The organism is Streptomyces hyderabadensis (assembly GCF_020404845.1).
Lineage (GTDB): Bacteria > Actinomycetota > Actinomycetes > Streptomycetales > Streptomycetaceae > Streptomyces > Streptomyces hyderabadensis.
In genome coordinates this window covers 54,709-66,760 of the sequence record NZ_JAIOJZ010000014.1, presented here as the reverse complement: position 1 = coordinate 66,760, position 12,052 = coordinate 54,709, and the positions used below count along the sequence as shown (strand labels likewise).

The following is a 12,052-nucleotide window of genomic DNA, read 5'->3' as shown; positions in this document are numbered from 1 at the left end:
CGACGGCGTGGGGCCCGCCGCCGCGTTCACCGGGTGTCTCCTCCGGGCGGCTCCGGGGTACCGGAGCCGCCCGCGTTCAGGTGCTGCAGCGCCTCGACCAGCTCGTGGCAGGCGCGTTCCACCGACCGTCTGGTGTTGAGCTGCTCGCTGATCACGGCGGAGAGCAGCAGCGCGGTCAGTCCGAGGGTCCCGTTGAACGCCTGGAGTTTCATCATCGTCTCGATCTCGGTCAGCTTCCCGAAGGAGCCCGCCTCCTGCCGGGCCACGACCGTGGCCGTCACCGACACGAAGAGGGCGCACGGGATGCCGCCCGCCAGCTGGAAGCGCAGTGCCGACCAGATCAGGATCGGATAGGCCAGGAACAGCACGCTGATCGAGCTGTACATGATCAGCGGCACCAGGACGCACACGACGACGGTGAGCCCGACGGCCTCGGTCCAGCGCGCGGACAGGGGCGGCAGGCGGGCGCGGTACAGCAGGAGCAGCAGCGGGGTGACGAGGACGACGCCCATGGCGTCGCCGACCCACCAGGCCAGCCAGACGAGCCCGAGGTGGTCGGTGGGGAGTTTCTCCGACATCAGGAGCATGCCGACGCCCGTTCCCGAGCTGATCAGCATGGCGGTCAGCGCGCCCAGGAAGACCAGCGCCAGACCGTCGCGCAGCCGGCTCAGGCTCACGCGGAACCCCACCGCGCGCAGCATCAGCCAGGCACAGACGGGGGCGGCGGTGTTGCCCGCCATGATTCCGACGGCCTCGGCCCCGGGGGCGCCCAGGGAGAGGATGACCAGCAGCGCGCCGAGGGCGATGCCCGGTACGCACCACGGCCCGAACAGCAGCAGACAGGCCACCGCGAGGCCGGTGGGCGGCCAGATCGGCGTGACGACCGACCCGTCCGCGGTCAGCTGCTGCGACAGCCCGAGCCGCCCCGCCGCGTAGTAGCAGCCGGCGACCAGCAGTGTCGCGCAGGCGAGGAGGACCGGTCGCGGCCATGCACGGATACCCACCACAGCAGCCATCAGACACCGGTGCGGCCGGGTCAGCGAGGTGAGAGGCGCACCGTCCCGCCCTCCGGCGTAACGCCCCGCCCGTCGTGGCCGACGACGAGCACGGCCGCGTCGTCCTCGTGTCCGATCAGCTCGGCGTTCTTCAGCACGGCGGCCGCCAGCGCGTGCGCCTCCATGCCGACGACGGCGGCGAGGCTCGCCAGCCGCACGACCCGTTCCAGGCCGTCGTCGACACTGAGCGAGGGGCCCTCCACCACGCCGTCCGTGACCAGGACGAACACTCCGCCGGTGGCGAGCCGGTACCGGGTCACCGGGTATTCGGTGCCCTCCAGGACGCCCAGCGGGGGTCCGCCCTCGTCCCGGCAGACCTCCGCGCGGCCGTCCGCCGTGGCCCGGACGCACGGGATGTGGCCGGCCCGGGCGCTCTCCAGCAGGCCGGTCGCCGGGTCGTAGCGCATGAAGGTGCAGGTGGCGAACAGGTCCTTGTTGAGGGAGAGGACCAGTTCGTTGGTGCAGGCGAGGAGGTCGCCGGGTTCGCTGGTCACCGAGGCGAGCGCCCGCAGGCCGACCCGTACCTGGCCCATGAAGGCGGCCGCGTCGATGGCATGGCCCTGCACGTCGCCGACGGAGAGGCCGATGCGGCCGTCGGGGAGGGTGAAGGCGTCGTACCAGTCGCCGCCCACGTTGAGTCCGGCGTACGCGGGTGAGTAGCAGGCGGCCAGGTGGATGCCAGGTACGGCGGGCAGGTCGGCGGGGAGCATGTCGCGCTGCAGGGCGATCGCCAGCTCCACCTGCGACCGCCGCAGCTCGGCCAGCTCCCTCGCCTGTGTGGTCAGCGAGGCCAGCCGGGCGAGCAGCTCTTCACCGTCGGGTGCGGGATGCTTGCGGAACATCGGCCACTCCCTGCCAGGCCGCCTCCCGGCAGGAGCCTTTCGGCCCCCTGGACAGTGCAAGTCTGTCACCCCGGACGGAAAAGGTCATGCCGGAGCCGCAGCCGTCCCGGCGGCGGACGCGGGCGCGTACCCGCCGTACGGGCAACGGTGAGCCGCCGGGACATGCCCCGGCACCCCGGCAAACACACCGCTCCGCAGGCGACGCCGGGCGACACGCACCACGCGCCACGCGCCACGCGCCACGCCGGGCAACCGCCACCCCGGCGCCCCGAACAGCCCGCCGCCCCCGGCACCCCGGGCACGAGCCGTCCACGGCGACGCCCGGCCGCGCCGAGCACCCCGCATGCCGACAGGCCGAGCAGCCCTGTGCTCCGGCACCCCGCACCCCAGCCGCACACGAAAACACCCCGCCACGCCAAGCAACCCCGCACACCGGGCACCCCGAGCAGCCCCGCGCTCCGGCACCCCGCACCCCAGCCGCACACAGAAACACCCCCGCCGCCCAGCAGCCCCGCACACCGGGCACCCCGGTGGCCCCGGCCCCGGTGCCCGGCGTCAGCCGGGCAGCGAAGCACACCGGAGCGTCGCGCGCCCAGCGTGTTCCGTACCCTTGCCGCATGCGCATGCGGCCCACTTTGAGCTGGACCCCGGAGGGCGACCTGCCGCCGGGCACCACGGACCTGGCGCCGGTCGCCGACGCGCTGCGTGCCGGGGGTGTGCTGGTGCTCAGCGGGGCGGGCATCTCCACCGAGTCGGGCATCCCCGACTACCGGGGCGAGGGCGGGAGCCTGAGCCGGCACACGCCGATGACGTACCAGGACTTCACCGCCCACCCCGAGGCCCGCCGCCGGTACTGGGCGCGCAGCCACCTCGGCTGGCGCACCTTCGGCCGCGCTCTCCCCAACGCGGGGCACCGGTCGGTGGCGGCGTTCGGGCGGCACGGTCTGCTCACCGGCGTGATCACCCAGAACGTCGACGGTCTGCACCAGGCCGCCGGCAGCGAGGGCGTCGTGGAACTCCACGGCAGCCTGGACCGGGTCGTCTGCCTGGACTGCGGCGCCTTCAGCCCCCGCCGCGAACTGGCCCGGCGCCTGGAGGAGGCCAACGCGGGCTTCGCACCGGTGGCCGCCGGCATCAACCCGGACGGCGACGCCGACCTCACCGACGAGCAGGTCGGCGACTTCCGGGTGGTGCCCTGCACGATCTGCGGCGGCATCCTCAAGCCGGACGTGGTGTTCTTCGGCGAGAACGTGCCGCCGCGGCGCGTCGAACACTGCCGCGAGCTGGTGCGCGCGGCGTCCTCGCTGCTGGTCCTCGGCTCCTCGCTGACGGTGATGTCCGGGCTCCGCTTCGTCCGTCAGGCGGCCGAGGCGGGTAAGCCGGTGCTGATCGTCAACCGCGACGCGACCCGGGGCGACCGGCTGGCCGTCACCCGGGTCGCGCTCGATCTGGGGCCGGCCCTCACGACCGTCGCTAACCGGCTCGGCCTCCCGGTCGAGACCGCGGCGACGCCCTGACCAGGCAACCGGCGCCCCGCCGCGGGTACGGAATCTCCCCGCGTCACCCCCTTGACCGTGGTCCCTCCACTCCATAAAGTCCTCGCACCTCACGAGGTACATCGATTAACCAATCGTTAACCGCTTGGTTGGAGACCACCCCTGTGCGCTCATCGCTGACGCGGCGCGAACTGCTCGCCGCCGGTTCCGGTCTGGCCGCGGCCGCTGCCCTGCCCGCTCTGTCCGGCTGCTCGTCGTTGGCGTCGGCGGACTCCGACCCGGACACCCTCGTCGTCCACACCCAGCTCGGCACCACCGCGCCGGGCTCCCCCACGTATCTCGCGGCCGTGGACCGCTTCCGCGAGGAGAACCCGGGGGTCAAGGTCAAGAACCTGGTCAACGGCGACGACCTCGCCCAGGTCTACGAGACCTCACGGCTGGCCCGCAAGGAGGCCGACGTCGTGATGGTCAACCTCTACGACAAGACGCTGGCCTGGACGGACGTGGGCGCGACCGTCGACGTCAAGCCCTACCTCGACGACTGGGGGCTCGCCGGCCGCGTCCTGCCCGCCGCGCTGGCCGACTGGACCGACGACGAGGGCCGGGTCCGGGCCTTCCCCTACTTCGCCACCAACTGGCCCGTCGCCTACAACCGCGCCCTGCTCGACCGGGCGGGGGTCGCGGAGATCCCCACCACGGGGGACCAGCTGATCGCCGCGGCCCGCAAGCTGCGGGCCAAGGGGATCGCCCCGGTGACCGTGGGCGGCAACGACTGGACCGGCCAGAAGCTGCTGGCGCAGATCATCCAGACCTTCCTGTCCCAGGAGGAGGCCCGGCACGTCTACTCCACGGGTGACTTCTCCGGGCGGGGCGCGCGCCGGGGCATCGAGTACTTCACGTACCTGCGGGACGCCGGGGTGTTCGCGGACAAGGCCCAGGGCCTCACCTCCGACTCGATGACCACGCAGTTCAACACCGAGGAGGCGGCCGTCCAGTCGGCGATGTCCTCCGCCCTGGCCAAGGTGCCAGAGCAGGTGGCCCGGCACACGGAGGTCGGCGGCTGGCCGCTGGCCGACGGTGCGGCGCACGACGGTCCCACCGTCATCCGCGCCTACACCCTCATCGGGTTCTGGATCAGCCCCAACGGCGTCCGCAAGATCGAGCACGTCGAGAAGTTCCTGCGGTTCATGTACCGCGAGGACGTCGTGGCGCGGTTCGTGACGGAGAGCGGCCGGGACATGGCCCTGCGCACGGACGCCGTCTCCACCGGCTTCCCACTGGTCGGGGCGGCCCAGCGGCTCGGCTCCGGGGTGAGCCAGGTGCTGCTGCCCGACGTGTACGTGCCGCCCGCCGCCGCGCAGCCGCTGATCACCGCGACCAGCACGTCCTTCACCCGGGGCACCAGCCCGGCCCGGGTGCGCGCCGCGCTCGAGTCCGCGTACCGGTCCGCATGAGCAGCCGCCCGGACCGCCCCGGCCCCGTCGCCCGGGTTCCCCTCGCCCCCCTCCCCCGTTCCCCCCGTTCTCCGGGAGTCACCGCATGACGACGCTCACGACGACGCCGGACGGGAGCGCGGCCCGCAGGTCCGCCCCGCCCGCCTCCCCCGCCCCGGCCGCGCGCCGGCCCCGGCAGGGCGGCACCGTCCTCGCGGTGCCCGCGCTGGTGTGGTACCTGGTCTTCATGGTCGGGCCGCTGCTCGCGATCTTCGTCATCGCGGCCCTGCACTGGCCGGGCATGCTCCAGCCGGTCTCGTTCGCCGGCCTGGACAACGTCCGGGTGGTGCTGGACGACCCGGTGTTCTGGGACGCGGTCCGCAACACGGCCGTACAACTGGCCGTCGCCGTCCCGGTGATGATCGTCTGCGCGTTCATGCTGGGGTACTACGTGGCCCAGCGGCCGCCCGGTCACCGGGTCATCCGGTACCTGCTCTTCATCCCGGGGCTGATCTCGACGCCCGCGAAGGCGATGGTGTTCTATGCGGCCCTCTCCCCGGACGGTCTGCTCAACGGCGGGCTGGAGAGCGTGGGCCTCGGCTCCCTCGCCGACGCCTGGCTGGCCTCGCCGTCGACGGCCCTGGCGTGTCTGATCGCCCTGGACGTGTGGGCCGGGATCGGCTTCACCGCCGTACTCTTCGCCGCCCGGCTGGGCAGTGTGCCGGACGAGCTGGGCGAGGCCGCGCAGCTGGACGGGGCGGGGCACTGGCGGACGATGTGGTCGGTCCACTTCCCGGTCATCCGTGACTACGTAGGCGTGGTGACGATGCTCCAGTTCCTGTGGACGCTGTTCGGCTCCGCGCAGCACGTGCTGCTGCTGACGCAGGGCGGTCCCGGCACGTCGTCGACCACGCTGTCGTTCCTCGTCTACCAGAAGGCGTTCATCGCCGCCGACCTCGGCTACAGCCAGACCGTCGGCGTCCTCCTCTTCCTCGTCGGACTCGTCGGGCTGCTGACGATCCGCCGCGTCTTCCGCCAGAACTACTGATCGGAGCAGCACTGATGAAGCTCGGCAAGCGCTGGCTCCCGGCCCACATCCTGGTGTGGACGTACGCGGTGCTGCTCGTCGTCCCGCTGTACTACTTCCTCGCCTCGGCGTTCAAGTCGAACGACGAGATCTTCGCGCACCCCTTCGCCCCGCCGTCCTCGCTGGGGCTCGGCAACTTCCGCACCGCGTTCGAGAGCGCCGACCTCGGGCTCGCGGTCGTCAACTCGGCGCTGGTGACGCTGTTGTCGCTGGCGCTGACCCTGCTGCTGGCGATCCCGGCCTCGTTCGCGCTGGCGCGTTCCACCGGGCGGCTGGCGGGCGTGGTCGAGAAGGTCTTCTCGCTGGGCTTCCTGATCCCGACGTTCGCGGCGCTCTTCCCCACCTTCCTCCTGGCGGCGGCCACCGGACTGTTCCACACCCGGATCTTCATGGTGCTGTTCCTGCCGGCCACCGCGCTGCCGCTGTCGGTGGTGATCCTGGTGCAGTTCATGCGCACCATCCCGCCGGAGATGGAGGAGGCCGCCCGGCTGGACGGGGCGTCCACCTTCGCGGTGCTGCGGCACGTGTACACGCCGATGTGCCTGCCGGGCATCGCCACCGTGCTGCTGCTCAACTTCCTGACCTTCTGGAACGAGTACCTGTACTCGCTGGTCATCATCGGCCCGGACCCGGCGCAGCGCACGGTCCAGGTGGCCCTGCCCACGCTGAAGTCGATCACCGGCACGGACTACGGGGTGCTGACGGCGGGCACGGTGCTGACCCTGGTGCCGGTGTGGCTCGTCTACACCCTGCTTCAGAAGCGCATGCAGCAGGCCCTGGTCAGCGGGGCGGTGAAGATGTGAGCGTCTCCACCGAGCGGGCCGGACGCCGGCCCACGATCAAGGCCGTCGCGGCGGCGGCCGGGGTGTCGACGGCCGCCGTGTCCCAGGCCTTCAACAACAAGGGCCGGCTCTCCGAGGCGACGCGCCGTCGGATCCTCGACACCGCGCTGGAGCTGGGCTGGTCGCCCAGTGCCTCCGCCGCCGCGCTGCGCAACGCCCGCACCCGCAGTCTGGCTCTGGTGGTGCGGCGCCCCACGGACGTGCTGGGCTCCGACCCGCACTTCAGTGAGCTGATCACCGGCATAGAGGGCGAGCTGGCGCCGCGCGGCTACGGTCTGCTGCTGCACCTGGTCAGCGGCGACCGCGAGGAGAACGCGCTGTACGAGCGGCTCGCGGCCGAGGGCCGGGCGGACGGCGCCGTGCTCACCGACGCCCGGGACGATGACGCCCGGCCCGCGCTGCTCGCCCGGCTCGGGTTGCCCGCGGTGCTGCTCGGTTCGCCCGACGACACGGCCGTCGTGCCGCGCGTCGGACTGCGCGACCAGGGCGCGGGCATCGCCGAGGCCGTCACGCACCTGCTGGGCCTCGGCCACCGGCGCGTCGCCTACGTCAGCGGGCCGCCCGAGCTCCAGCACACCCGGGTACGCCGGGCGGCCTTCGAGGGCGCCCTGCGCGCGGCGGGCCTGCGCCCGTTCGCGGTGCTGCCCACCGACTTCAGCGAGCGGCGCGCCGTCGGCGCCACCGAGGCGCTCCTCGGCGCGGCCGACCGGCCCACCGCGATCGTGTACGCCAACGATTCGATGGCGGTCTGCGGCATCGGCACCGCCCAGCGTGCCGGACTGGCCGTCCCCCGGGACCTGTCCGTCGTCGGCTACGACAACCTGCCGCTCGGTTCCTGGCTCCACCCCCGGCTGACCACCGTCGACCAGCAGGTGCAGCGCGTGGGCGCGGCCGCCGCGCGCATGCTGCTCGCGCTGTGCGGCGAGGAGGTCGAGGAGACCGCCCTCGCCGAACGGCCGCGGCTGGTCGTCCGCGAGTCCACGGGGTCCGCCCCCGCCTGACCACCACCCGGCCGCGGCACGTCGCCGCGGCCACGCACCATCCGCTCCCCCACCACCCGAGAAGGACCATGCGACGCCACAGCGCCCAGCTCACCCACCACCCCGACGTCCTGCCCTGGCTCGGCGCCAACTTCTGGTCCCGCACCGGCGGTCCGCTGATGTGGCGCGACTACGACCCGGGGATCGTCCGCGACGAACTGCGCGTGCTCGCCGACCACGGCCTGAACACGACCCGGTCGTTCTTCTACTGGCCGGACTTCCACCCGGAGCCCGACCGGATCGACGAGGAACTGTGCGCGCGCTTCGAGGACTTCCTCGACGCCCACGTGGAGGCGGGCATGGGGACCATACCGACGTTCATCGTCGGCCACATGTCCGGCGAGAACTGGGACCCCGTGTGGCGCGGCAACCGCGACCTGTACGAGGACGTGTGGATGGTGGGCCGCCAGGCGTGGTTCGTCTCCCGCATGGCGCGCCGCTTCAAGGACCACCCGGCGGTGACGGGCTGGCTGATCACCAACGAGATGCCCGGGTACGGGCGGATCTATCAGGTCGACCCGCCGTCCTCGGACGTGGTGACCGCGTGGGCGCAGGCCATGTGCAACGCGGTGCGGGCGACGGGCGCACGGCAGCCGGTGTCGCTGGGCGACGGGGCGTGGGGCATCGAGGTCACCGGCCGCGACAACGGTTTCTCGCTGCGGGAGACCGCCGAGTACGTCGACTTCGTGGGCCCGCACGTGTACCGCTCGGACACCGACCGGCCGCGCCAGCACTACCGGGCCGCCTTCGAGTGCGAGCTGGCCTCGGTGACCGGGCAGCCCGTCGTGCTGGAGGAGTTCGGGCTGTCCACCGACACGGTCTCGGCCGCCAACGCGAGCATCTTCTACCGGCAGACCCTGCACAACTCCCTGCTGGGCGGCGCGACCGGCTGGCTCGCCTGGAACAACACCGACTACGACGGCCTGTGGGACCGGTCCCCCTACGACCACCATCCCTTCGAGATGCACTTCGGCATCACCGACTCCACCGGTGCGCCCAAGGAGCCGCTGCGGGAACTGGCCGCCTTCGCCGAGGTGTTGAAGGCGGTGGACTTCCGGCACTGCTCCCGCAGCGACGCGGACGCCGCCCTGGTCGTCCCGGCCTTCCTCGAACGGGGCTATCCCTACAGCCGCCCCGCCGACCGGCCGCTCATCTTCACCTCCCTGCACCAGGGTTACGTCACCGCGCACGCCGCCGACCTGCCGGTGGCCCTCACCCGCGAGGCGGACGGGCTGCCGGGCGAGGCGTCGCTCTACCTGCTGCCCGCCACCCGCCAGCTGACCACCCGCACCCGCCGGGAGCTGGCCCGCCGGGCCGCCGAGGGCGCCACCGTGTACCTGTCCTTCTGCTCCGGCGAACACCCGGTCACCCGCGGCCCCTGGTTCGACGACCTCGACGGGCTCTTCGGTGTCGAGTTGCAGTTGTCGTACGGCGTCGCCGAGCCGATCGAGGACGACGTGCTGGAGATGACCTTCACCGAGGACTTCGGTGACCTGCGGGCCGGCGAGGTGCTGCGCTTCCCGGTCGCGGGGAACGAGGACAGCCGCGCCTATCTGCCCGTCGCGCCGCGCGCGGGCCGGGTCGTCGCGGTGGACGCCCACGGACGGCCGGCCCTGGTCGTCCACGAGACCGGGGCCGGCCGGACGGTGCTGGCCACCTATCCGCTGGAGCACATGGCGGCCCGCACGGCACGCGTCAACCCCGATGTCACGCACCGTCTCTACGCCGCACTCGCGCAGGTGGCCGGTGCGCGCCGGCCCGTCACGGTCGCCGATCCGCACGTCTCGGCGGACGTCCTGGTCCACGCCGACGGGCGCCGTTTCGTGTGGCTGGTCAGCCAGAGCCCCGACCCGCTCGTGGTCCGCCCGGTCGCCGAGGGCAAGCTGCACGACCTGGCCGACGGCCACCCGGTCGAGGACGTGGCGCTCGACGCGTACGGCGTAGTGGTGCTGGAGCTGCGATGACCCTCCCCCGCTACCGTGATCCGGCCGCGCCGGTGCCGGACCGCGTCCGCGACCTGCTGGGCCGCATGACCCTCGCGGAGAAGGTCGGTCAGGTCAACCAGCGCATGTACGGCTGGGACGCCTACGAGCGCTCCGGGCAGGGACACCGCCTCACCGACGCCTTCCGCGCGGAGGTCGCCGCCTTCGACGGCATGGGCGCGCTGTACGGGCTGCAGCGGGCCGACGCCTGGTCCGGTGTCGGCTTCGCGGACGGCCTCGACGCCCGGGACGGGGCACGTGTGGCGGCGGAGGTGCAGCGGCACGTCATGGACCGCACCCGGCTCGGCATACCCGTCCTGCTGGTCGAGGAGATGCCGCACGGCCACCAGGCGCTGGACGGCACGGTACTCCCGGTGAACCTCGCGGTCGGTGCCACCTGGGACCCGGAGCTGTACGCCGACGCGGTGACCGGCGCGGCCGCCGAACTGCGGGCGCGGGGCGCGCACATCGCGCTGGTCTCCGCCCTCGACCTGGTGCGCGATCCACGCTGGGGACGCAGTGAGGAGTGCTTCGCGGAGGACCCGTACCTGGCCGCGCGGATGACCGAGGCGCTCGTCGAGGGTGCGCGGCGGGCGGGGGTGGCCGTGGTCCTCAAGCACTTCGCCGGGCAGGGGGCCACCGTCGGCGGCCGCAACAGCGCGGCGACGGAGCTGGGGCCGCGCGAACTGCACGAGGTGCATCTGGCGGCGGCGCGGGCCGGGGTGGCGGCGGGCGCGGCCGGCGTGATGGCCGCCTACAACGAGTTCGACGGTCTGCCCTGCGTCGCGAACCGGTATCTGCTGACCGATCTGCTCCGTACGGAGTGGGGCTTCGAGGGCGTCGTCATGGCGGACGGCACGGCGGTGGACCGGCTGGTGCGGCTGACCGGCGATCCGGTGTCGGCCGGGGCGCTCGCCCTGGACGCCGGGTGCGATCTCAGCCTGTGGGACGACTCCTTCACCCGGCTGGGCGAGGCGGTCGCACGCGGTCTGGTGTCCGAGTCGGCGCTGGACGCCGCGGTGGCGCGGGTCCTCACGCTGAAGTTCCGGCTGGGTCTGTTCGAACAGCCCCTGCCCGCGGCCCCGTCCGAGACCGCGGGTCTTCCGGACCCCGTCGAGCTGGGCGAGCGGGTCGCCCGTGCGTCGGTGACCCTGCTCGCCCACGAGGGCGGCGTGCTCCCGCTGTCCCGTGCGGTGCGGCGGATCGCGGTGCTCGGCCCGAACGCCGACTCCGTTGCGCAGCAGACCGGCGACTACACGGCGCCGCAGCGTCCCGGCGGCGGGATCACCGTCCTGGAGGGCGTCCGGGCGGCGGCGCCTCCCGGCACCGAGGTGGTCCACGACCGGGGGTGCGCCCTGGTGGGTGACGACGTGTCGGACCTGCCGGCGGCCGTAGCGCTGGCGGCCGGCTCCGACGTGGCCGTGCTGGTGCTGGGCGGCTCCAGCGCCCGCTCGGCGGACACGGTCTTCGACGCGAACGGGGCGGCCGTCACCGGTGGCGGAACGCCGTCCGGCATGACCTGCGGCGAGGGCGTCGACCTGGCCGACCTGGCGCTGCCGCCCGCGCAACGGGCCCTGCTGGCCGCGGTGTCGGCGACCGGGACCCCGGTCGTGGTGGTACTGGTCCAGGGCCGCCCGCACGCCCTGCCCGACCTGGAGGCGACCGCTGCGGCGGTGCTGAGCGCCTGGTACCCGGGGCCGCTGGGCGGGCGCGCCGTGGCCGAGGTGCTGTTCGGCGACGCCGAGCCGCGCGGCCGGCTTCCGGTCTCCGTGCCCCGGTCGGCGGCCCAACTGCCCGTCTACTACAACGGCAAGGACCACAGCTACCGCGGCTACGTCGACCAGGGCGCCGGTCCGCGGTACGCCTTCGGGCACGGCCTGTCGTACACGAGCGTCGCGTACGGGACACCGAGGCTGTCGCGTTCCCGGGTCGGCGTGGCCGCCCCGCGCCTGACCTGCCGGGTCACCGTCCGCAACACGGGGGCCAGACGGGCCGAGGAGACGGTGCAGCTGTATGTGCGCCGACTGTCCGGGGGCACGTCCTGGCCGCGGGTACGCGAGCTGCGGGGCTTCGTCCGGCTGAGCATCGCGCCCGGCGACGAGGCGGAGGCGGTCTTCGAGGTGGGCCCGGACACGCTGGCCTCGGTGGGGCGCGACCTGCGGCTCGCGGTGGAGCCGGGGGTGGTCGAGCTGGAGACGGGCCCGGCGTCGGACCGGACGACGGGGGTGCGCCTGGAGATCACGGACTCGGAATCGACCGAAACTTAGGCTAGCCT

9 protein-coding genes are annotated in these 12,052 nt (G+C 73.2%); 7 read left to right on the top strand and 2 right to left on the bottom strand.

The genetic code is table 11. The features are described from left to right. Nucleotides 1-26: 26 nt before the first annotated feature. On the bottom strand, nucleotides 27-1,016 hold the full coding sequence (locus K7854_RS13405) for an MASE1 domain-containing protein (protein WP_226026682.1): 990 nt from the start codon (nucleotides 1,014-1,016) through the stop codon (nucleotides 27-29). A gap of 20 nt (nucleotides 1,017-1,036) precedes the next feature. Continuing rightward, on the bottom strand, nucleotides 1,037-1,897 hold the full coding sequence (locus K7854_RS13400) for a PP2C family protein-serine/threonine phosphatase (RefSeq protein WP_226026681.1): 861 nt from the start codon (nucleotides 1,895-1,897) through the stop codon (nucleotides 1,037-1,039). Nucleotides 1,898-2,514: 617 nt separating this feature from the next. On the opposite strand from K7854_RS13400, the gene K7854_RS13395 reads away from it, so the two are divergent. The 7 genes from K7854_RS13395 to K7854_RS13365 all read left to right on the top strand — a co-directional run bounded on the left by K7854_RS13395 (nucleotide 2,515) and on the right by K7854_RS13365 (nucleotide 12,044). Continuing rightward, nucleotides 2,515-3,414 carry an NAD-dependent protein deacetylase gene (locus K7854_RS13395; protein WP_226026680.1) on the top strand — a complete coding sequence of 300 codons (900 nt, stop codon included), beginning with the start codon at nucleotides 2,515-2,517 and terminating at the stop codon, nucleotides 3,412-3,414. Nucleotides 3,415-3,557: 143 nt separating this feature from the next. Next, on the top strand, nucleotides 3,558-4,847 hold the full coding sequence (locus K7854_RS13390) for an ABC transporter substrate-binding protein (RefSeq protein WP_226026679.1): 1,290 nt from the start codon (nucleotides 3,558-3,560) through the stop codon (nucleotides 4,845-4,847). A gap of 85 nt (nucleotides 4,848-4,932) precedes the next feature. Next, on the top strand, nucleotides 4,933-5,874 hold the full coding sequence (locus tag K7854_RS13385) for a carbohydrate ABC transporter permease (protein ID WP_226026678.1): 942 nt from the start codon (nucleotides 4,933-4,935) through the stop codon (nucleotides 5,872-5,874). A gap of 14 nt (nucleotides 5,875-5,888) precedes the next feature. Continuing rightward, nucleotides 5,889-6,716, top strand: a complete 828-nt coding sequence (locus K7854_RS13380) for a carbohydrate ABC transporter permease (protein ID WP_226026677.1) — start codon at nucleotides 5,889-5,891, stop codon at nucleotides 6,714-6,716. Further along, complete coding sequence (locus K7854_RS13375; protein ID WP_226026676.1) at nucleotides 6,713-7,756, top strand: LacI family DNA-binding transcriptional regulator; 1,044 nt, start codon at nucleotides 6,713-6,715, stop codon at nucleotides 7,754-7,756. The genes K7854_RS13380 and K7854_RS13375 overlap by 4 nt, the downstream gene beginning before the upstream one ends. A 68-nt stretch (nucleotides 7,757-7,824) precedes the next feature. Further along, the gene (locus K7854_RS13370; RefSeq protein ID WP_226026675.1) at nucleotides 7,825-9,759 is read left to right on the top strand and encodes a glycoside hydrolase 5 family protein; all 1,935 of its coding nucleotides are present in this window, start codon (nucleotides 7,825-7,827) and stop codon (nucleotides 9,757-9,759) included. Next, nucleotides 9,756-12,044, top strand: coding sequence for a glycoside hydrolase family 3 N-terminal domain-containing protein (locus tag K7854_RS13365; protein ID WP_226026674.1), 2,289 nt, complete (start codon nucleotides 9,756-9,758; stop codon nucleotides 12,042-12,044). Before K7854_RS13370 ends, K7854_RS13365 begins: the two co-directional genes overlap by 4 nt. Nucleotides 12,045-12,052: the final 8 nt, after the last annotated feature.

Coding starts and splice junctions, on each gene's coding strand:
- K7854_RS13405 (WP_226026682.1), bottom strand. CDS start 1,016: ATGGCTGCTGTGGTGGGTATCCGTGCATGGCCGCGACCGGTCCTCCTC.
- K7854_RS13400 (WP_226026681.1), bottom strand. CDS start 1,897: ATGTTCCGCAAGCATCCCGCACCCGACGGTGAAGAGCTGCTCGCCCGG.
- K7854_RS13395 (WP_226026680.1), top strand. CDS start 2,515: ATGCGCATGCGGCCCACTTTGAGCTGGACCCCGGAGGGCGACCTGCCG.
- K7854_RS13385 (WP_226026678.1), top strand. CDS start 4,933: ATGACGACGCTCACGACGACGCCGGACGGGAGCGCGGCCCGCAGGTCC.
- K7854_RS13380 (WP_226026677.1), top strand. CDS start 5,889: ATGAAGCTCGGCAAGCGCTGGCTCCCGGCCCACATCCTGGTGTGGACG.
- K7854_RS13370 (WP_226026675.1), top strand. CDS start 7,825: ATGCGACGCCACAGCGCCCAGCTCACCCACCACCCCGACGTCCTGCCC.
- K7854_RS13365 (WP_226026674.1), top strand. CDS start 9,756: ATGACCCTCCCCCGCTACCGTGATCCGGCCGCGCCGGTGCCGGACCGC.